We start from the raw sequence: 19,843 nt of genomic DNA, 5'->3' as shown, positions 1-19,843 counted from the left end.
CGGCCGGACGCCGCGGATGGAGGCGTCGACGAGCTGGATCGGGTGGAGCATCGGGAGCTCGCCCTCCAGGTACTTCCGGATCTGCAGCAGGCAGCCCGGGTTGGCGGTGACGAGGACGTCGGCGCCGGTGCCCCGGATGTTGTCGGCCTTGCGCCGGCCCAGGTCGCCCGCGGCCTCGGGCTGGAGCATGTTGTAGATCCCCGCCGAGCCGCAGCAGATCTCCGCCTCGGGCAGCTCGGTGAGCTCGACGCCCGGGATCGCGCGCAGCACCCGCCGCGGCTCGGACCGGATCTTCTGGGCGTGCCCGAGGTGGCAGGCGTCGTGGTAGACCACCTTCGCCTCGACGGGGTGTCGGCGTGCCCGCGGGTCGGCGAGCGTCTCGTCGACGACCTCGGAGATGTCGCGGACCTTCGCGGCGAAGGCGGACGCCCGCTCCGCCCACTCGGGGTCGTCGGCGAGCAGCTCGCCGTACTCCTTCATCGACGACCCGCACCCGGCGACGTTCGTCGCGACGGTGTCGACCCCGGCGCGCTCGAACGTCGCGATGAGCTTCTTCGCCCGCGCGATCGCCTCGGACTCGCGCCCCGCGTGCAGGCCCAGCGCCCCGCAGCACGTCTGCTCCCGCGGCGCGATCACGTCCCAGCCCTCGGCGGCGAGGACACGCACGGTCGCCTCGTTGACCGGGTGGAAGAACACGTCCTGCACGCAGCCGGTGAGCAGGCCGACCCGGCCGCGACGGGGACCGACCGCCGGGGTCCGGGCCGGGATGCGGGCGAACGCCTCGCGCACCTTCACCGGCGGCAGCAGCGACTCCATGGCGGCGAGCCGGGACGGCAGCTTCGCCATCACCTTGTCCATGCTCTTCGGCCGCAGCTTCTGGTAGAGCGCGCCGCCGATCGACGCCGCGCGCAGCCGGCGCTTGTAGGGGAACAAGGCGAAGATCGCCTCGCGGAAGAGCCGGTCCGCCCGCGAGCGCGGCACGTTGCGCTCGATCTGCGGTCGCGTCGCCTCGAGCAACCGGTCGTACTGGACGCCCGACGGGCACGCCGTCACGCACGCCATGCAGCCCAGGCACCGGTCCATGTGCGTGGTGAACGCGCCCTCGAGCGGGATCTCGCCCTTCTCGGCCATCTCCATGAGGTAGATGCGCCCGCGCGGGGAGTCCATCTCCTCGCCCCAGAGCGCGTAGGTCGGGCACGTCGGCAGGCAGAAGCCGCAGTGCACGCAGTCGTCGAGCAGCTCCTGCGCCGGCGGGTGGTGGTCGTCGAAGGAGCCGTGGTCGCCCGTCGCCAGGACGTCGGCCCGCTCCGGCGCGGCCTTCTCCCCGCGCTCGGAGGAGAAGTCGGGCCCCGGGCCGGTGGTGGGGTGGGTGGTCATGCGCTCACTCCGGTCGACTCGGGGGTGGGGACCCACGGGGCCAGGCGGCCGCGGCCCAGGCGCTGGTCGGGGTCCAGGGAGGCGGCGACGGCGCGCAGCACCACCGCCGACGCGGGCGCAGGCCCGAACGCGGGGAGGTCGGCCCCGGTCGGGCGCTGGCGCAGGGTCGACGTGCCGCCGGCCGCGGCGACGCGCCGGTGGGCGGCCGCGACGACGTCGGCGTCGGCGGGCAGCGCGACCGTCGCGACGCCCGTCCGCGGGGATGCGGTGACGTCGCCCAGGTCGCCGGCGTCGGCCTCGAGCCCGTCCAGCACGCCCGTCAGGGCCGAGGGGACGACGCCGAACCGCAGCACGGCGCGGCCGTCGGGACGGGCGCGGACCGCCACCGCGTGCGCCTCCCACGCCGCGGCCGCGTCGTCGGGGGCGAGGAGCTCGCCGCCGACGGCGTCGGCGAGGCGCCGGGCCCGGGCGTCGGCACCGCTCTCCGAGCCCTCGACGTCGGCGAGCAGGCGGCCTCCCTGACCAGCGACACCGTGCCATTGGACCGCGACCGCCTCGGCCGGGCTGTCGGCGATCCGGCGGGCGAGGTCGGCCGACGCGGCCCGGTCGCACGGCACGGCCACGGTGGCGGTGGCCTGCGGGGAGGGGTGCAGGCGCAGCACGAGCCCGGCGATCACGCCGAGCGTGCCGTGGGCGCCGTGCAGCACCTTGGTGAGGTCGTAGCCCGCGACGTTCTTGATCACGTGCCCGCCCGAGCGGGCGACGGTGCCGTCGGCGAGCACGATCGTCGCGCCGATCACGAGGTCGCGCAGCGACCCGTACTGCAGCGCGCGCGGTCCGGAGTCGGCGGTGGCGAACAGCCCGCCGAGGGTGGCGCCCTCCGCGGCCCGCGCCGGGTCGACCGCGACACGCTGGTGGTGCTCGCCCAGCTCGGCCTGCAGCGCGGCGAAGGGCGTGCCCGCGCGGACCTCGACGGTCATGTCGCCGGGGTTGTGCGTGACGATCCCGGAGAGCCCGGTGAGGTCGAGGACCGTGTCGGCGGGGGCAGGGGTCCCGGCCCAGTCGGCGGCGGTGCCCGCCCCGGCGACACGGAGGGTGCCGGGACGGTCGAGGACGGCGTCGCGCAGGTCGTCAACGGTGGTGGGCGTGACGGTGGTGCTCACAGGCGCTCGATCACTCCGGCTTCCTCGAGGGGATGGGGCGCGTACTTGCCCGGGCGCTCGCCGCACAGCCGGGGCGTCGGGAAGAGCTTGCCGGGGTTGCACCGCGAGTCCGGGTCGAACGCCAGCCGCACGCGGTGCATGACGCCGAGGTCGTCCGCGGAGAACATCGTGGGCATCGAGCAGGCCTTGTCGGTGCCGATGCCGTGCTCGCCCGACAGCGACCCGCCCAGCTCGACGCAGAGCTCGGCGATGTCGGTGGAGAGCTTCTCCGCGGCGTCGTGCTCGCCGGCGGACTCCGAGTACAGCACCAGCGGGTGCAGGTTGCCGTCGCCCGCGTGGAAGACGTTGGCGACGCGCAGGCCGGCGTCGCGGCCCATCTCGGCGATGCGGGTGAGCACCTCCGCCAGCCGGGTCCGCGGGACGACGCCGTCCTGGACGATGTAGTCGGGGCTGATCCGCCCGACCGCGGCGAACGCGGCCTTGCGTCCCTTCCAGACCTTCTGGCGCTCCTCGGCCTCGGTCGGCACGTGCAGGCGGGTGGCGCCGTGCCGCTCGCAGATGGCCGTGAGGTGCTCGAACTCCGCCTCGACCTCGTCGGCGGGCCCGTCCAGCTCGATGATCAGCGCGGCGGGGGAGTCGACGGTGAGTCCGGCGCCGGTGGCGGCCTCGGACGCCTCCATCGCCAGCGAGTCCATCATCTCGACCGCGGCCGGGATGATCGCCGCGTCGACGATGTCGCCGACGGTGTCGCCCGCCGCCTCGATCGACGGGAAGTCGGCGAGCACGGTGCGCACCGTCTCCGGGGTCTGCAGCAGCCGCACCGTGACCTTGGTGCAGACGCCGAGGGTGCCCTCCGAGCCGATGAAGAGCCCCCGCAGGTCGGGGCCGGCCTGCTCGCCGGTCGGGCCCCCGAGGGTGGCCACCGAGCCGTCGGCCAGCACGACCTCCATCTCCAGCACGTGGTTGGTGGTGAAGCCGTACTTCAGGCAGTGCGCCCCGCCGGAGTTCTCGGCGACGTTGCCGCCGATCGTGCAGACCTGCTGGCTCGACGGGTCGGGCGCGTAGTACAGCCCGTAGGGCGCGGCGGCCTTGGAGATCTCGAGGTTGTAGACGCCGGGCTCGAGCACCGCGCGCCGGTTTTCGACGTCGATCTCGAGGATGCGGCGCAGCTTCTGCAGCGAGATCACCACGCCGTCGGCGACGGGCATCGCGCCGCCGGACAGGCCGGTGCCCGCCCCCCGCGCGACGAACGGCATCCCGTACTTCGCGCAGAGCCGTACCGCGCCGGCGACCTCCTGCGCGTCGCGCGGCAGCACGACCAGCGCCGGGACCTGCCGGAAGCCGGTGAGCCCGTCGCACTCGTAGCTGCGCAGGCCCACCTCGTCGGTGATGACCCCGTTGTCCGACAGGAGATCCGTGAACTCCCGGACCATGGCGGCGTCGAGCATGGCTACCTCCCCGCTTCCGCTGCGGGACGATCCTCGCCCGCGGAGCGCACGACCGCCACCAGACGGGCGGGGTCGGCGAGGTCGTCGAAGATGTGCTCGGCGCCCGCGGCCCGCAGCTCCCCGACCGACGAGCGGCCCGTGGCGACACCCACCGCGATCGCGCCGGCCCCGTGCGCGGCCTCGACGTCCCGCGGGGTGTCGCCGACGACGACCATGGTCGGCACCCGTCCGAAGCGGGCGGCCAGGGCGTCGCGGGCCTGCTCGACGACGCGGACCCGCAGGCCGGGACCTTCGCCGTAGCCGCCGAGCCCGAGGTCGATCGGGCCGTCGGCGAGACCCACCGCGGACAGCTTCGCGGTCGCGCCGACGCGCACGTTGCCCGTCGTGAGGGTCTGGACGACCCCCGGCTCGGCGGCGAGCGCGGCGACGGTCTCGGGGACGCCGGGCAGGGTGTGCGCGACGGCGGGGAGGTCGCCGGCTCGGCGGCGCCAGCCCTCGCTGACCGCGGCGATCATGGCGTGGCCGAAGTCGTCGCCCCGCGCGGTGACCGCGTCGGCGTCCTCGGCGTCCAGCGCGTCGCGCAGCGCCTCGCCGATGAGCCAGTCGGTGTGCCCACCCATCCGGATCGCGTCGAACCGGGCCGGGTGGCCGGTGACCTGCGTGAACGCGGCGCCGAGCACCTCGACCCCGATCGTTCCGCCGAGCAGCAGCGTCCCGTCGACGTCCCAGCAGACGGCGACACGGGGGGTCGGGGTCACGTCATGTCCTCCTCGGCAGCTCGACGACGGCCAGAGGGTGACCGCCGACCACGTCGAGTTCCTCATCCTGCCCGCCGACGAGCTGATCGACCGATCACGCCGTCTGGTACGAAGCGGGCGTGGCGTTCGAGCGCGGAGAAGCAGCGAACGCCACGGTCGCTCCGTCGGGTGGGGCGGTCACCTTCCGCGTCGCCGCGTACGACGACCCCGACAGCGTGCGGTTCGTCGACGCCGTGCAGGCGTTCTACGTCGAGCGCTACGGCGGGGCCGACCGCACGCCCGTCGACCCCGCCGAGTTCGCGCCGCCCCGCGGGATCTTCCTGCTCGGCAGCCTGCCCGGCGTCGGTCCCGTGTGCTGCGGCGTCACGACGCCGCGACGATCGACGCCCGCGACGAGGGCGTGCTGCGTCCGGGCGACGCGGAGATCAAGCGCATGTGGGTCGACCCCGCGCACCGGCGCCGGGGGGTCGCCACCGCGGTGCTCGCCGAGCTCGAGGGCACCGCGCGCGCCGCGGGCTGCGGGCGGACCGTGCTCGAGACGGGCACCGAGCAGCCGGAGGCGCTCGCGTTCTACGGCGCCCGCGGCTACGTGGCGATCCCGCGCTACGGGACGTACCGCGACGAGCCCTCGAGCCTCTGCTTCGCCCGCGGGCTCGCCCCACCTCCGTGACCACCGGGTGGGGTGCGGGGCACCGGCCCGGTGGGCGCTAGCGTCGCGGACGCCCGTCACCCGTGTCGTCCGGAGGCTCCCACCGTGGCCCGACCCCTGTCCGAATCCGTCGAGGCCGGCTGGGCCGAGGCGCTCGAGCCGGTCGCGGACACGGTGTCGGCGATGGGCGACTTCCTGCGTACCGAGGTCGCCGAGGGCCGCAGGTACCTCCCGGCGGGCGCGAACGTCCTGCGCGCGTTCCAGCAGCCGTTCGAGAGCGTGCGCGTGCTGATCATGGGCCAGGACCCGTACCCGACACCCGGGCACGCCGTCGGCCTGTCGTTCTCCGTGGCCCCCGACGTGCGGCCGCTGCCGAAGAGCCTGCAGAACATCTTCCGCGAGTACTCCAGCGACCTCGGCCACCCGCCACCCGGCAACGGCGATCTCTCGCCGTGGGCGGCGAACGGCGTGCTGCTGCTCAACAGGGTGCTCACCGTCGGGCCCGGCGCACCCGGGTCGCACCGCAACAAGGGCTGGGAGAAGGTCACCGAGGCGGCCGTCGCGGCGCTCGTCGCGCGCCCCGACCAGCCGCTCGTCGCCGTGCTGTGGGGCCGCGACGCCCAGACGGTCAAGCCGCTGCTGGGCGAGGAGGTGCCGACCGTCGAGTCCGCGCACCCCAGCCCGATGTCCGCGGACCGCGGGTTCTTCGGCTCGCGCCCGTTCAGCCGCGTCGACGAGTACCTGAGCGAGCTCGGGGACGAGCCCGTCGACTGGCGCCTGCCCTAGGGGCGGCGCTCAGCGCCGACCCCAGCGACGGCGGCGCCGACGCTGCGGAGAGATCATGCCCCAGCTGTGGGGCGGCGTGGTCTCCGGACGGTGACGCCCGGCGCGACGGCGCGCGAACACGAGGCGCCACAGGTCGGAGAACCGTCGCCGGGGGTGCGGGGCCACCACCGGCAGCGGTGCCCGCGGGGCGAGGACCGGCACGGCGGAGGCGGGGACCGCCACGGGCACGGCAGCCGGCATCGCAGCCGGCATCGCGGACGGCATCGCGGTCGACGGCGGACCCCAGCCGGCGACCGACGACGGAGGGCCCCACCCGGATGTCGCGGCGGCGGGTCGCCGGGGCGTCGGGAGCGGACCGGTCGGGGCAGCGGGTGGTGCCGCGGCGGGGGGCGCCGGCGCGGCGGCCACCGACCGGGCCTCGTCCTCGGTGAGACGTTCGGAGACGACCTTGAGCGGCTCAGGAGTTCGCCCAGGGGATCCTGGGCGTCCCGGCTGGCTCACGCGGACCTCCGTTCGTCGCTCTCCCCGACGTCGGCGACGAGGTCGATCCTGACCGACGTACTGTGCAGATGCAAGAACATCTGCACCGCCGAGAGCCGTTGCACGACCCCGGGGGAGGTCGCATGCCCGAGCCGACGCCAGCCCGCGGCGCGAGGTCCGACGACGTCGCGTGGCGCAAGAGCCGCCGCAGCAACCCCAAGGGGAACTGTGTCGAGGTGGCCCCGCTGCCCGACGGCGGGGTCGCGGTGCGCAACTCCCGCCACCGCGACGGGCCCGTCCTGGTCTACACGCGGGCGGAGATGACCGCCTTCCTCCTGGGCGCGAAGGACGGCGACTTCGACGACCTCCTGGCCGAAGGCGCCTGAGACACACCGCTCGTCCCGTCCGGACGGAGACCGACTGTTACGGTCGTCTCACTGTCCGGGCGCGCTCCCGCGCGCCGCGCCGCAGGCTGGTGGAGGTACGGGCGTGGCCCCATCCGGGGAACCCGCGGACGCCGAGCTCCCGCAGGGTCCGGCACCGCGCGACATCCGTGACGCCCCCGGCGGCGGGCCGACCGTGCTGCGCATCATGCTCGGGCACCAGCTGCGTGCCCTGCGTGAGCGCGCCGGGATCACCCGGGAGGCCGCGGGCGACCGCATCCGCGGCTCCCACGCCAAGATCAGCAGGCTGGAGAACGGGCGCACCGGGTTCAAGGAGCGCGACGTCGACGACCTGCTGACGCTCTACGGCGTCGAGGAGGCCGACGAGCGCGACGCCCTGCTCGGGCTCGCCCGCCGGGCCAACACGCCGGGGTGGTGGCACCGGTACTCCGACCTCCTGCCGTCGTGGTTCGAGACCTACGTCGGCCTCGAGCAGGCCGCGAGCCAGATCCGCACCTACGAGCCCCAGTTCGTGCCCGGACTGCTGCAGACCGAGGCCATGGTGCGCCACGTGACCGCCCTGGGGCACGTGTCGATGGCCGACGAGGAGGTCGAGCGGCGCGTCGAGCTGCGGCTGCGGCGCCAGCAGGTGCTCGACGGCGAGGACGCGCCGCGCCTGTGGGCGGTGCTCGACGAGGCGGCCCTGCGCCGGCTCACCGGGGGGCCCGCGGTGATGCGCGAGCAGCTCGACCACCTGCTCGCGGTCTCCGAGCGCCGTGGCGTCGTCGTGCAGATGGTGCCGTTCGGGCACGGCGGCCACGCCGGGGCGGGCGGCCCGTTCAGCATCCTGCGGTTCCCGCGGGAGTCCGCGGTGCCGGACGTGGTGTACCTCGAGCAGCTGACCAGCGCGCTCTACCTGGACAAGCGCTCCGACGTGGATGACTACCTCGCCACGATGGAGCTCCTGTGCGTCCAGGCGCTGCCGCCCGACGAGACCCGGGACGCGCTACGCGCGATGCGCGCCGAGCTCGGCTGAACCCGGGGGAGGGTCAGCGGGCGACCTTGCCGGCCTTGAGGCAGGAGGTGCAGACGTTCATGCGCTTGCGGTTGCCGTTGTCCAGGCGCGTGTGCACGACCTGCACGTTCGGGTTCCAACGACGATTCGTGCGCACGTGCGAGTGCGACACCGACTTCCCGAACCCCGGGCCCTTCGCGCACACGTCACAGACGGCACTCACGGCTGAACTCCTCGACACGCTGACGATTCCCGCACCCACACCGTTCGACGGCGGTGCGCATTGCCGTCCAGCGTAACCGAGCCGTGCGCCGAGCCCGTCCGGCGGGGTCCCGCGCCCGTCGCCGGGTCCGGCCCGTCCACCGTTGTCGGTGCCGGGTGACATCCTCGTCGGTGTGGTCGGCATGGACACATCGCTGCGCACCGCCCTCGGTGACAAGACCGCCCGGCCGCTCGCCCGCCAGCTCGGGCTCGAGACGGTCGGCGACCTGCTGCGCCACTACCCGCGCCGCTACATCGAGCACAACGCGATCACCCACACCTCCGAGAGGGAGGACCGGCGGTTCCGCCCCGGCGAGCACGTCACGCTGCTCGGCCGGGTGGAGGCGGCCCAGGGGCGGCGCATGCGCCAGCGCAAGGGCCACGTCCTCGAGCTCCAGGTGTCGGCGGGCGGCCACCGGTTCACGTGCACGTTCTTCAACCAGCCCTGGCGCGAGCGCGACCTGGCCGTGGGGACGACGGCGCTGTTCTCCGGCGACCTCAAGCGCTACCGCGACATGTGGCAGGTCGTCGCGCCCGAGTTCATCGTGCTCGGGGCGGGCGCCAGCTCCGAGCTGCCCGGGCTCATCCCGGTCTATCCGGCGAAGCGCAAGCTGCGGTCCTGGGTGATCATGATGGCGGTCCGGCAGGTGCTCGCCCTGCTCGACGACCCCGAGGACCCGCTGCCGGAGACCCTGCGGGCCGCCCACGGCCTGGCCTCCCTGGGCGACGCCCTGCGCCGGATGCACCTGCCCGACACCCGGGAGGAGCAGGAGTGGGCGCGGCGCCGCCTGGTGTGGGACGAGGCGTTCGGCCTGCAGCTCGCGATGATCGGCCGGCGGGCGAGCGCCACCACCCGTCCCGCTCCGGTGTGCGCCCGGAGGGACGACGGTCTGGCCGCGGCGTTCGACGCGCGGCTGCCGTTCACGCTGACCGGCGCGCAGCAGAAGGTCGGCGAGTCGCTGGCCGAGGTGCTCGCCGGGGAGGAGCCGCTCAACCGTCTCCTGCAGGGGGACGTCGGGTCGGGCAAGACGATGGTCGCGCTGCGGGCGATGCTCCAGGTGGTCGACGCCGGACGGCAGGCGGTGCTGCTCGCCCCCACCGAGGTGCTCGCCGCCCAGCACGCCCGCTCGCTCTCGGCGATGCTCGGCCCGCTGGGTCGCGCCGGGGAGCTGGACGCCGATCCCGACCACGCCACCCGGGTCGTGCTGCTCACCGGCTCGCTGGGCGCCAAGGCGCGGCGCCAGGCGCTGCTCGACGCGCAGTCCGGGGCTGCGGGCATCGTCGTCGGCACCCACGCGGTCATCCAGCAGAGCGTCGGCTTCGCCGATCTCGGCCTGGTCGTCGTCGACGAGCAGCACCGCTTCGGGGTGCACCAGCGCGACGAGCTGCGCTCGCGCCCGGGCCCCACGACGCCGCACGTGCTCGTGATGACGGCGACGCCCATCCCGCGCACGGTCGCGCTCACCCTCTACGGCGACCTCGACACCTCCGAGCTCGACGAGCTGCCGAAGGGGCGGCAGCCCATCGCCACCACCGCGGTGCCGGCGGGCGTCAAGCCACGGTGGCTGGAGCGGGCGTGGGAACGCGTGCACGAGGAGGTCGCCGCGGGCCACCAGGTGTACGTCGTCTGCCCGCGCATCGGCGAGGAGGGCGGTGACGCCGACCGCGAGCCGGGCGAGGCGCAGCCCGAGCCCCCGGCCGACGACCTGCTCGATCCGCTGGACTCCGGTCCCGACGATTTCGAGGAGGCCCTCCGCGCGCTGCAGCCGCCTAGCGAGGACGAGCAGGAGGAGACGCAGCGCCCGCCGCTCGCGGTCACCGAGGTCGGCCCGATGCTCGCCCAGGGCCCGTTGTCGGGGCTGCGCCTCGAGGTGCTGCACGGACGCATGCCCACCGACGACAAGGACGCGGTGATGCGGGCGTTCACCGACGGCCGGATCGACGTGCTCGTCGCCACCACGGTGGTCGAGGTGGGCGTCGACGTCCCCAACGCCACGATGATGATCATCATGGACGCCGACCGGTTCGGGGTCTCGCAGCTGCACCAGCTGCGCGGCCGCGTGGGGCGCGGCGCGGCGGCGTCGTCGTGCCTGCTCGTCACCCAGGCCGTCGAGGGCTCGCCCGCGCTCGAGCGCCTCGAACGCCTGGCGGTCACGCCGGACGGATTCGAGGTCTCGCGCATCGACCTCGAGGTGCGCGACGAGGGCGACGTGCTCGGCGCCGAGCAGTCCGGGCGACGCTCCGGGCTGAACATGCTCTCGGTGCTCCGACACGGCGACCTGGTCGCCGAGGCGCGCGACGAGGCGCGGGCCGTCGTCGCCGGCGATCCGGCGCTCGCGCATCACCCGGGGTTGGCCGGACTCGTGCGGTCGGTGGTCGGCGAGGACGAGGCAGCCTTCCTCGATCGGCTGTAGGCACCGCTCGTCCGGCCGCAACCGCGGCGTGCCGGCGTCGACGAGGGGTGAGAACGGCCGCTCGTCCTCACCGGATCGGGGCAGTCCCGCGGCGAGCGGTTCAGGTTCCCGGTGACCCTGCCGATGAGCGCGGTGCGACGACCGGCGAGCGCGCTGTGACGGCGTGGCGTGGACGGGGACGGTCACGGATCGGTTACGTTCTGGTCGTCGCCCGGCATCAGCGGGGCGGCGCGCTCGGCCGCTTCGTCCGACTCCCCGTCCGGCGGCCTCCCCGGAGCGCACGTTCTCCCAGGACGGGGCGGGTGACCGACGTCGCGCCGCAGCTCCCCAGCGGCCCGCCGTCCGCGGACCCGGGTCGTCCCCACGGCCCAGATTCGCGCAGCGCTGCCCGGCGGGCGTGGAGTTCCGCATGACGGCTGTGCTGCCCGAGATCGGTGAGGTGACCCCTCGCGGTCCGCAGGGACGTCACCGCGCCCCCGAGGACGCGACGACCGGTTCGATGGGTGCCATCCCTGCCGACCGCCGCACGCGGTCCGGCCACGGGCGGCACGGCCGCCCGGAGGGCGCTCCCCACGGGTCGGCCACCCACCCGCTCTCGCGTGCCGCGCGCACCGCCGGGCTGTCGCTGGCCGCCCTCGGCGCCGTCGCGACCGCCGGCGGCCTGGCGACCCACGGCCTGGTCGGGGGCGACGAGCCGCAGGCCACCGGTGAGCACGCGATCAACCCGCAGCTCGCGTCGGCGAACCTCGCGATCGCGCCCTCCGCCCACGACACGGGCGCCGCGACCTCGTCGGTGCTGCCGGTCGTCAACGACGCCGCCTCCTCGGGTGCGTCGACCCAGCAGTCGATCAAGCACGACTCGCCGGACTCCCGCGCCGCGGCCGCCCGCACGGCCCAGCAGGGCCAGGAGCGCCAGGCGGCGGCGTCCTCGTCGCGCCAGCAGCAGAAGAAGGAGCCGCAGGCCTCCAGCGCCGGCTCGTCGGTGGCGCAGCAGGCCATCTCGGCTGCGCGTGCGCAGCTGGGCGTGCCCTACGTGTGGGGCGGCACCTCGCCCGACGGGTTCGACTGCTCCGGCCTCACGCAGTGGGCCTTCGAGAAGGCCGGCATCGAGCTGCCGCGCACCTCGCGCGCCCAGGCCCAGGAGGGCACCGAGGTCAGCGAGGGCAGCATGCGGCCCGGCGACCTCATCTTCTTCAACAGCCCCGTCAGCCACGTCGGCATCTACATCGGCGGCGGCAAGATGATCGAGGCCCCGCAGACCGGCTCCGACGTCAAGATCTCGGACGTCGAGCGGCGCATGGACGACCTGAACACGATCCGGCGTCTCGGCTGAGGCCGACCCCGCACCTGAAGTAAGAGGGTCCGGGCCCGTCGCCCCGAACGACGGGCCCGGACCATGTGGTGTGCGGAGGCTCCCCAGCTCCCACTCACCAGGTCTGTGCCCACCGGATAGCCCCGTCGCGCGCACCACAAACACGGGTTCCGGGCCGATCGGTCGGTTTTCCGCGCCCACCGGTCACCCTCGGACCGTGCGACGGCGACGGACGACCGCGAGCCCGCTGGGCGCGCTGCTGGCACTGATCGGCGTCCTCCTCGGGGCGTGCGGCGCCGCTGCGCCCGCGCCCGACCCGTGTACGCCGGCCGTCCCGGGTGGCGTCACGCGCGCCGTCGACACGGCCGGCGCCCGGGTCCACGTCACCCTCGCCGGGCCCGAGGACGCCCCGGCCGTCGTGCTCCTGCACGGCTTCCCGGAGACCGCGGCCACGTGGCGGGCCGTCGCGACCGACCTGGCCGCCGACCACCGCGTCGTCGTCCCCGACCTGCGCGGCGCCGGGTGCTCGGGGTTCGCGCCCGCCGGCTCGGACGCCTACGCCGGCGGGGACATCGCCGCCGACCTCGCGCAGCTCGCGGCGACCCTGGACCTGTCGCCGGCGACGGTCGTCGGGCACGACCTCGGCGTGACGGCGGCCGTCGCCTGGGCCCGCAGCCGCCCCGAGCAGGTCTCGCGTCTCGTGCTGGCTGGGGGCGGCGTCCCCGGGTTCGGGCTCGCCGAGCTGGGGCCGCCGCACCTGCGGACCTTCGGCGAGGCGCCGGCGGGTGCGCTCGAGGACGCCCAGCGTCCCCGGGTGCGGGAGTTCCTCGTCGCCTTCACCGGGAGCCCGGCCTTCCCGCTCGACGAGGCGGTCGCCGCCTACACGCCGCCGGGGCGCCTCGACGCCGCGATGGGCCGCTACCGGGCGCTCGGCCGGGACGCGGCGGCGCAGCGTGCCGACCCCCGCCCCCTCGCGATGCCGGTGCTCGTCGTCGCGGGTGGTGCGCCGGACCTCACCGTCCCGACGGTGACGCCCTTGGCGCCCCGGCGACGCGTCGTCGTGGTGCCGGGCGCGGGGCACTACGTCCAGGTGGAGCAGCCGGCGGCCTTCGCCGACGCCGTCCGCGGGTGACCCCATCGGTGATCAACGCGGACTTCCGGCGCATAGAAGCAGCGAACAGCGCGTTCGCTGCACCAGAGCGCGCGGAGGCGAGCTAGGTGCGGAGGCGGTCGCGCAGGTCCTTGGCGCCGCGGACGGCGGCCCGGCGGACGGCGTCGGCGGCCTGGGTGTACTCCGACCCGGGCGGGTTGACGCGCGGGGGAGCGGGGTCGACGGCGCGGGTCTCGCGCGCCTCCGGTGCCTCACCGCCGCGGCGGGACTGCGCCAGGCCCTCGGCGACCCGCTGGGCGTCCTCCCACGCCGAGGCGGCGCGGTCGACGGCGGCCGAGAACTCGGCGCGCCGGGGGCCCGACGGTTCCTCGTCGGTGGCGAGGAACTCCGCGTCGCCCATGGCCTGCACGAAGCGGGCCGTCGCCGGCACCGTGACGTCGGCGAGGGCCGGGCGGGCGGCCACGGCGTACCTGTCGGCCTCGAAGGCGGCGTACTCGGCCTGCAGGGACGCGAACCGGTCGCGGGCGAGGTGCCAGCGCGCCGCGTCGTGCTCCGCGAGGCGCCCGACCCGGCCCTGCGGGTGGCCGTGCACCACCGTGCGCACGCGCGTGACGCCGCGGCGCACCGCGAGCACGGTGGCGACGATCGCGGCGATGATCGCGGCGACCAGGTCGGCCACCGCGGCGAGCAGCGCGACCCCGAGGCCCTCGAGGTCGCCGGCGGCGACCCAGACGGCCAGGAAGATCACGGGGGAGAGGAGCGTGAGCAGGCCGGCGAGGCCGTAGAGCCAGGGCGCGGCGGAACGTCGGGGTCGGTCCACGGTGTCCTCCCGGCCTGTGTCGTCTCCCTCCTTGATACCGCACGACGCTGCCCGGCAGCAGGAGTACCGCGGTAGCCTCCGCCGGCCCGGGTGCCGGGTGGTGCAGGCAGGAGGGGTCCGCTCGATGTTCCGCAAGGTGCTCGTCGCCAACCGTGGCGAGATCGCGATCCGGGCCTTCCGGGCCGCCTACGAGCTCGGCGCGGCCACCGTGGCGGTGTTCCCGCACGAGGACCGCAACTCCGAGCACCGCCTCAAGGCCGACGAGGCCTACCAGATCGGCGAGGTCGGTCACCCGGTCCGCGCGTACCTGTCGATCGAGGAGATCATCTCCGCGGCGCAGCGCTCCGGCGCCGACGCGGTCTACCCCGGCTACGGCTTCCTCTCGGAGAACCCGGGACTCGCCACGGCGTGCCGGGACGCCGGCATCACCTTCATCGGCCCGCCGCCGCGGGTGCTGGCGATGGCGGGCAACAAGCACAAGGCCGTCGCCGCCGCCCGCGAGGCCGGCGTCCCGGTGCTCGACTCGTCCGACCCGTCCGACGACCTCGAGACCCTGCTCGCGGCCGCGGAGTCCATGACCTACCCCGTGTTCGTCAAGGCGGTCGCGGGCGGCGGCGGGCGCGGCATGCGGCTCGTGCAGGAGCACGGCGGGATGCGCGACGCGCTGCAGGCGGCGATGAACGAGGCGTCGAGCGCGTTCGGCGACCCGACGGTGATCCTCGAGCAGGCCGTGGTCGACCCGCGCCACATCGAGGTCCAGATCCTCGCCGACGGCGACGGCCACGTGATGCACCTCTTCGAGCGCGACTGCTCGGTGCAGCGGCGCCACCAGAAGGTCGTCGAGATCGCGCCCGCCCCGCACCTGGGCCCCGAGCTCCGGGAGCGCATCTGCGCGGACGCGGTCAAGTTCGCCGAGGCCATCGACTACGTCAACGCCGGCACCGTGGAGTTCCTGCTCGACGGCGACGGCAACCACCACTTCATCGAGATGAACCCGCGCATCCAGGTGGAGCACACGGTCACCGAGGAGGTCGCCGACGTCGACCTCGTGGCCGCCCAGATGCGCATCGCGTCGGGCGAGACGCTCGCGGACCTCGAGCTCTCGCAGGACACGGTCGCGCTGCACGGATTCGCCGTGCAGTGCCGCATCACCACCGAGGATCCCGCCAACGAGTTCCGCCCCGACATCGGGATGATCTCGGCCTACCGCTCGGCGTCGGGCTCGGGCGTGCGCCTCGACGGCGGGACGGCCTACGCCGGCGCGGAGATCAGCGCGCACTTCGACTCGCTGCTCGTCAAGGTCACCTGCCGCGGCCGCGACTTCACGACGGCCGTGCGCCGCGCCCGGCGCGCGCTCGCCGAGTTCCGGGTCCGCGGCGTCGCCACGAACATCCCGTTCCTCATGGCCCTGCTCGACGAGCCGGACTTCCGCGAGGGCCGGGTGACGACGTCGTTCATCGCCGAGCACCCGGAGCTGCTCGCGGCCCGCGCCCCCGCCGACCGCGGCACGCGGCTGATGACCTACCTCGCCGACGTCACCGTCAACAAGCCCTACGGCGAGCCGCCGCGCCTGGTCGACCCGCGCGAGAAGCTCCCGGCGGTGGACCTGTCCGTCCCGCCCCCGGACGGCTCGCGGCAGCGGCTCGGCGAGCTCGGGCCCGAGGGGTTCGCCTCGTGGCTGCGCGCGCAGACGAGCGTGCCCGTCACCGACACGACCTTCCGCGACGCCCACCAGTCGCTGCTCGCCACGCGGGTGCGCACCCGGGACCTCACCGACGTCGCCCGGCACGTCGCGCGCACCACCCCAGAGCTGCTCTCGCTGGAGTGCTGGGGCGGGGCGACGTACGACGTGGCGTTGCGCTTCCTCGCCGAGGACCCCTGGGAGCGGCTCGCCCGCCTGCGCGAGGCCGTCCCCAACCTCTGCCTGCAGATGCTGCTGCGCGGCCGCAACACGGTCGGCTACACGCCCTACCCGACCGAGGTCACCGACGCGTTCGTCGCCGAGGCCTCCCGCGTCGGCGTCGACATCTTCCGGATCTTCGACGCGCTCAACGACGTCGGCCAGATGCGCCCGGCGATCGACGCCGTCCGCGCCTCCGGCGGCGCGGTGGCCGAGGTGGCGCTCTGCTACACCGGCGACCTCTCCGACCCGTCCGAGAAGCTCTACACGCTCGACTACTACCTGCGCCTCGCCGAGCAGATCGTCGGCGCGGGCGCGCACGTCCTGGCGATCAAGGACATGGCCGGCCTGCTGCGCCCGCCGGCCGCGCGCACGCTCGTCACCGCCCTGCGCGAGCGCTTCGACCTGCCCGTGCACCTGCACACCCACGACACCGCGGGGGGCCAGCTCGCGACGCTGACCGCGGCGATCGACGCCGGGGTCGACGCGGTCGACGCGGCCGTCGCCTCGATGGCGGGCACGACCTCCCAGCCCTCGCTGTCCGCGCTCGTCGCGGCCACCGACCACAGCGACCGTCCGACGGGCCTCTCGCTCGACGCCGTCAACGCGCTGGAGCCCTACTGGGAGCTCGTCCGCAAGGTGTACGCGCCGTTCGAGGCCGGCCTGGCGTCGCCGACCGGGCGGGTCTACACCCACGAGATCCCCGGCGGGCAGCTGTCGAACCTGCGCCAGCAGGCCGTCGCGCTCGGGCTCGGCGACCGCTTCGAGCAGGTCGAGGACGCCTACGCGGCCGCCGACCGGATGCTCGGCCACCTGGTGAAGGTGACGCCGTCGTCGAAGGTCGTCGGCGACCTGGCCCTGCACTTCGTCGGCGCCGGCGTCGACCCGGCGGCGTTCGAGGCCGAGCCGTCGAAGTACGACATCCCCGACTCGGTGATCGGCTTCCTGCGCGGCGAGCTGGGCGACCCGCCCGGCGGGTGGCCCGAGCCCCTGCGCACCCGCGCCCTCGAGGGCCGCACCGAACGGCCCGGGCTCGCCGAGCTCACCGACGACGACCGCAAGGGCCTCGAGTCCGACCGCGCCGCGACGCTCAACGACCTGCTCTTCCCCGGGCCGACCAAGGACTTCCGCGAGCACCGCAGCGCCTACGGCGACACCTCGGTGCTGCGCAGCCAGGAGTTCTTCTACGGGCTGGAGTCCGAGCGCGAGTACGCGGTGGACATCGACACCGGCGTGCAGCTGCTCATCGAGCTCCAGGCGATCTCCGAGCCCGACGAGCGCGGCATGCGCACCGTGCTGATGTCGCTCAACGGCCAGCTGCGGCCGCTGTCGGTGCGCGACCGCGCCGTCGACACCGACGTCAAGGCCGCCGAGAAGGCCGACCGCAGCGACCCGGGCCACGTCCCCGCGCCGTTCGCCGGGGTCGTCACGCTGCAGGTCGGCGAGGGTGACCGCGTCGAGGCCGGCGCGACCGTCGCGACGATCGAGGCGATGAAGATGGAGGCCTCGATCACCGCGCCCACCGCGGGCACGGTGGAGCGGCTCGCGATCGGCTCGGTGCAGCAGGTCGAGGGCGGCGACCTCGTCGTCGTCCTGTCCACGTGACCCGGATCATCGGCGGCTCGGCGGGCGGTCGGCAGATCGCCGTCCCGCCGACGGGCACCCGGCCCACGTCCGACCGGGTGCGCGAGGCTCTGTTCTCGGCGCTCGAGGCGCGCGGGGTGATCGAGGACGCCGAGGTCCTCGACCTGTTCGCGGGCTCCGGGGCGCTGGGCATCGAGGCGATCTCGCGGGGGGCGTCCACCGCGGTCCTCGTCGAGCGCGACCCCCGGGCCTGCGCGGTGATCCAGAGCAACGTCGGCGTGGCCGGTGTGCGCGGAGCGCTCGTGCGGCGCAGCGCCGTCGACGCGTACCTGAAGAAGACCCCGAGCCCCGTCGACCTGGTCTTCGTCGACCCGCCCTACACCGACGCCGTCGACTCGGTGAACGAGGTCCTCGCCCGCCTCCCGCGGTGGACGCGCCGGGACGCGGTCGTCGTGGTCGAGCGCGACTCGCGGTCCCCGGCGCCGGCGTGGCCGGAGGGCCTCGTGCCCGACGACCCCCGGGTCTACGGGGAGACGACGCTCTACCTCGCGACCGTCTCCTGACGCGGCGTCCGGCGGCGCGGAGCACGGCGCCGGACGGCAGGCGGTGATCCTTCCGGAGTCACTTGCGCGGAGACCTCCTCCCGGCCGCGTCCGGCACCTCCTGCCGGGGAAGACCGGGCTCCGCACGGCGGGTCACCCCGTACCCGCCGCCCGTGGACCCGGGAGGAACCGCAGCATGGGTGAAGGTCTGGGCATCGAGTCGATCGACCTGCACGGGTCGGTGGTGATCAACGGCCGCCGGGTGCGGATCGACATCACGACCGAGGACGAGCCGCCGCGCGACGAGCGGGCCGACGACGAGATCGAGGACGTCGAGGACGAGCCGCTCGAGGACGAGCCCGTGGACGAGGACGAGCCCCTCGAGGACGAGCCCCTCGAGGACGAGCCCCTCGAGGACGAGCCCCTCGACGAGGACGACGAGTTCGTGGACGAGGACGACGATCTCGAGGAGGACGAGCCGGTCGACGAGGACGACGAGGCCGAGGACGCGGAGGACGCGGAGGACGCGGAGGACGCGGAGGACGCGGAGGACGCGGAGGAGGCGCCGGCCGAGAAGCCGCGCCGCCGGCGCCGGAGCAGGGCGAGCAGCTGACCCGGGCGGCTCGGCGGCCGGGGATCACCAGCCGTCGGGCTCCTCGAGCCAGGACAGGATCGCCTCGTCGACCCGCACGTCGGAGTAGGTCACGTGCGCCTCGACCTCGTCCGGGAGGTTCGTCCGCCGGCTCCCGGAGCGGGAGGCGTCGACCTCGACCCGGGGCTCGGCGTGGAAGCGCAGCCGGCGGGCCCGGACCGAGGAGCGGAACTCGACGTCGGGCGCCCGGTCCCCGCTCACCCGGTGGCCCGTCGCGCGGGCCGCGGGCGGGAGTTGGACGAGCCGCGGCGTGAGGTGCCCTTCGGGGGGTCGTCGGTGCTCCCGGAGTCGGTGCTCCCGGAGTCGGTGCTCTTCGTGGTCCGGCGCCGCCGGACCACGGTCGGCTCATCGCCGCCCTCGTCCTCGCCCCCCTCGCCGGACGACCCGGTCGCCTCGCTCGCGGTCTCCGTCACCGTCCCGGCCACGTCGCCCGCGGTGTCCGCGAGCTCGCCGGCCGTGATCGCCGCGGCTCCACCGACGTCGCCGACCGCGTCGCCGGCGGCGTCCCCGACCGAGCTGCCGAGCTCGCCGACCGCGGACCCCGCCTGCTGCCCGAGCTCGCCCACCGCCTCGCCGGCGGCGCTCCCGACCTCGCCGACCGCCTCGCCCACGCCCGACCCGACCTCGCGCACGGCGTCCTGTGCGGTCCGCGCGATCGTCTCGAGGATCTGCGGGTTGCGGTCGATGGTCGTCAGGACGCGATCGATGATCCCGGCGACCTCGTCGAGGCGGACCTTCAACGTGGCCTCGGCCTGCACGCCGTCGATCTCCAGCTCGACCGAGCCGAGCTGGGCGTCGACACCGACGTTGAGCTTGAGCAGGTTGAGGACCTCGGCCTGCAGCGACACCTTCGCCCGCAGGTCCTCGACCTTGAGTCCCAGGTGCTCGACCTCGAGCTTCGGCACGTCGAGGTAGACGTCGGGACGACCGCCCGCCTCCGCGCGGCCACCCTCGGCGCGCGGGCGTGTCGCCCCGGAGGCCCGTCGCTCGCCGTCGCGCCGCGCGTTCCGGCGGGACGACGGTGCGGGCGGGGCCTCGTCGTCGGTCGATGAGCTGCTCCGCCGGGTGCGACGCGGGGGACCGTCAGCCATGGGTGCCTCCTCCTCGGGTGCCCGAGGAGGATGGGCGGCGGGCACGGGCACGGAAACGAGCCCGGTCGGCCCAGGCGGTCCCTCCCCACGGCCCAGG

19 protein-coding genes are annotated in these 19,843 nt (G+C 74.9%); 10 read left to right on the top strand and 9 right to left on the bottom strand.

The genetic code is table 11. The features are described 5' to 3' along the window. The 4 genes from WCD41_RS26550 to WCD41_RS26535 form a co-directional block, all read right to left on the bottom strand. On the bottom strand, window positions 1-1,377 hold a 1,377-nt coding region (locus WCD41_RS26550; protein WP_337718202.1), incomplete at its 3' end, for a (Fe-S)-binding protein. Further along, window positions 1,374-2,540 carry an FAD-binding oxidoreductase gene (locus WCD41_RS26545; protein ID WP_337718200.1) on the bottom strand — a complete coding sequence of 389 codons (1,167 nt, stop codon included), beginning with the start codon at window positions 2,538-2,540 and terminating at the stop codon, window positions 1,374-1,376. The genes WCD41_RS26550 and WCD41_RS26545, both read right to left, overlap by 4 nt. After that, window positions 2,537-3,988, bottom strand: a complete 1,452-nt coding sequence (locus WCD41_RS26540; RefSeq protein WP_337718198.1) for an FAD-binding oxidoreductase — start codon at window positions 3,986-3,988, stop codon at window positions 2,537-2,539. Before WCD41_RS26540 ends, WCD41_RS26545 begins: the two co-directional genes overlap by 4 nt. A gap of 2 nt (window positions 3,989-3,990) precedes the next feature. Next, on the bottom strand, window positions 3,991-4,746 hold the full coding sequence (locus WCD41_RS26535; RefSeq protein WP_337718194.1) for an HAD family hydrolase: 756 nt from the start codon (window positions 4,744-4,746) through the stop codon (window positions 3,991-3,993). A gap of 352 nt (window positions 4,747-5,098) precedes the next feature. Between WCD41_RS26535 and WCD41_RS26530 the strand changes: the two genes are divergently transcribed. Together WCD41_RS26530 and WCD41_RS26525 are read left to right on the top strand one after the other, a co-directional pair. Continuing rightward, window positions 5,099-5,416: a GNAT family N-acetyltransferase gene (locus WCD41_RS26530; protein WP_337718192.1), complete on the top strand. Its 318-nt coding sequence runs from the start codon at window positions 5,099-5,101 to the stop codon at window positions 5,414-5,416. Between the two features lie 84 nt (window positions 5,417-5,500). Beyond that, window positions 5,501-6,181, top strand: a complete 681-nt coding sequence (locus tag WCD41_RS26525) for a uracil-DNA glycosylase (RefSeq protein WP_337718189.1) — start codon at window positions 5,501-5,503, stop codon at window positions 6,179-6,181. A gap of 9 nt (window positions 6,182-6,190) precedes the next feature. Here WCD41_RS26525 and WCD41_RS26520 read toward each other — a convergent pair whose 3' ends face one another. After that, window positions 6,191-6,421, bottom strand: coding sequence for a hypothetical protein (locus tag WCD41_RS26520; RefSeq protein WP_337718187.1), 231 nt, complete (start codon window positions 6,419-6,421; stop codon window positions 6,191-6,193). Window positions 6,422-6,804: 383 nt separating this feature from the next. On the opposite strand from WCD41_RS26520, the gene WCD41_RS26515 reads away from it, so the two are divergent. Together WCD41_RS26515 and WCD41_RS26510 are read left to right on the top strand one after the other, a co-directional pair. Further along, on the top strand, window positions 6,805-7,047 hold the full coding sequence (locus WCD41_RS26515) for a DUF397 domain-containing protein (RefSeq protein ID WP_337718186.1): 243 nt from the start codon (window positions 6,805-6,807) through the stop codon (window positions 7,045-7,047). Window positions 7,048-7,150: 103 nt separating this feature from the next. Then, window positions 7,151-8,080, top strand: coding sequence for a Sco1979 family transcriptional regulator (locus WCD41_RS26510; RefSeq protein WP_337718184.1), 930 nt, complete (start codon window positions 7,151-7,153; stop codon window positions 8,078-8,080). Between the two features lie 13 nt (window positions 8,081-8,093). Here WCD41_RS26510 and rpmB read toward each other — a convergent pair whose 3' ends face one another. After that, window positions 8,094-8,282: a 50S ribosomal protein L28 gene (gene rpmB, locus WCD41_RS26505; protein WP_337718182.1), complete on the bottom strand. Its 189-nt coding sequence runs from the start codon at window positions 8,280-8,282 to the stop codon at window positions 8,094-8,096. 181 nt (window positions 8,283-8,463) lie between these two features. On the opposite strand from rpmB, the gene recG reads away from it, so the two are divergent. The 3 genes from recG to WCD41_RS26490 all read left to right on the top strand — a co-directional run bounded on the left by recG (window position 8,464) and on the right by WCD41_RS26490 (window position 13,178). Further along, window positions 8,464-10,734, top strand: a complete 2,271-nt coding sequence (recG, locus tag WCD41_RS26500; protein ID WP_337718221.1) for an ATP-dependent DNA helicase RecG — start codon at window positions 8,464-8,466, stop codon at window positions 10,732-10,734. A gap of 409 nt (window positions 10,735-11,143) precedes the next feature. Beyond that, window positions 11,144-12,067: a C40 family peptidase gene (locus WCD41_RS26495; protein ID WP_337718179.1), complete on the top strand. Its 924-nt coding sequence runs from the start codon at window positions 11,144-11,146 to the stop codon at window positions 12,065-12,067. 196 nt (window positions 12,068-12,263) lie between these two features. Next, entirely contained in the window at window positions 12,264-13,178 is a 915-nt protein-coding gene (locus WCD41_RS26490) for an alpha/beta fold hydrolase (RefSeq protein ID WP_337718177.1), read from the top strand. An 82-nt stretch (window positions 13,179-13,260) separates the two neighbouring features. On the opposite strand, the gene WCD41_RS26485 is transcribed toward WCD41_RS26490, so the two are convergent. Beyond that, complete coding sequence (locus tag WCD41_RS26485; RefSeq protein WP_337718175.1) at window positions 13,261-13,977, bottom strand: hypothetical protein; 717 nt, start codon at window positions 13,975-13,977, stop codon at window positions 13,261-13,263. A 124-nt stretch (window positions 13,978-14,101) separates the two neighbouring features. On the opposite strand from WCD41_RS26485, the gene WCD41_RS26480 reads away from it, so the two are divergent. The 3 genes from WCD41_RS26480 (at window position 14,102) to WCD41_RS26470 (ending at window position 18,616) form a co-directional block, all read left to right on the top strand. After that, window positions 14,102-17,482, top strand: coding sequence for a pyruvate carboxylase (locus WCD41_RS26480; RefSeq protein ID WP_337718174.1), 3,381 nt, complete (start codon window positions 14,102-14,104; stop codon window positions 17,480-17,482). After that, window positions 17,479-18,024: a 16S rRNA (guanine(966)-N(2))-methyltransferase RsmD gene (gene rsmD, locus WCD41_RS26475; RefSeq protein ID WP_337718172.1), complete on the top strand. Its 546-nt coding sequence runs from the start codon at window positions 17,479-17,481 to the stop codon at window positions 18,022-18,024. Before WCD41_RS26480 ends, rsmD begins: the two co-directional genes overlap by 4 nt. A 175-nt stretch (window positions 18,025-18,199) precedes the next feature. Further along, window positions 18,200-18,616, top strand: coding sequence for a hypothetical protein (locus WCD41_RS26470; RefSeq protein ID WP_337718170.1), 417 nt, complete (start codon window positions 18,200-18,202; stop codon window positions 18,614-18,616). A gap of 24 nt (window positions 18,617-18,640) precedes the next feature. On the opposite strand, the gene WCD41_RS26465 is transcribed toward WCD41_RS26470, so the two are convergent. Together WCD41_RS26465 and WCD41_RS26460 are read right to left on the bottom strand one after the other, a co-directional pair. Then, window positions 18,641-18,856, bottom strand: coding sequence for a hypothetical protein (locus WCD41_RS26465; protein WP_337718167.1), 216 nt, complete (start codon window positions 18,854-18,856; stop codon window positions 18,641-18,643). Further along, the gene (locus WCD41_RS26460) at window positions 18,853-19,746 is read right to left on the bottom strand and encodes a hypothetical protein (protein WP_337718165.1); all 894 of its coding nucleotides are present in this window, start codon (window positions 19,744-19,746) and stop codon (window positions 18,853-18,855) included. Before WCD41_RS26460 ends, WCD41_RS26465 begins: the two co-directional genes overlap by 4 nt. Window positions 19,747-19,843 lie beyond the last annotated feature (97 nt).

It is taken from the genome of Actinomycetospora aeridis, from assembly GCF_037400275.1.
Taxonomy (GTDB): Bacteria; Actinomycetota; Actinomycetes; order Mycobacteriales; family Pseudonocardiaceae; genus Actinomycetospora; species Actinomycetospora aeridis.
Note: the sequence above shows the minus strand (reverse complement) of the source record. Positions and strands in the feature narration are given on the sequence as shown.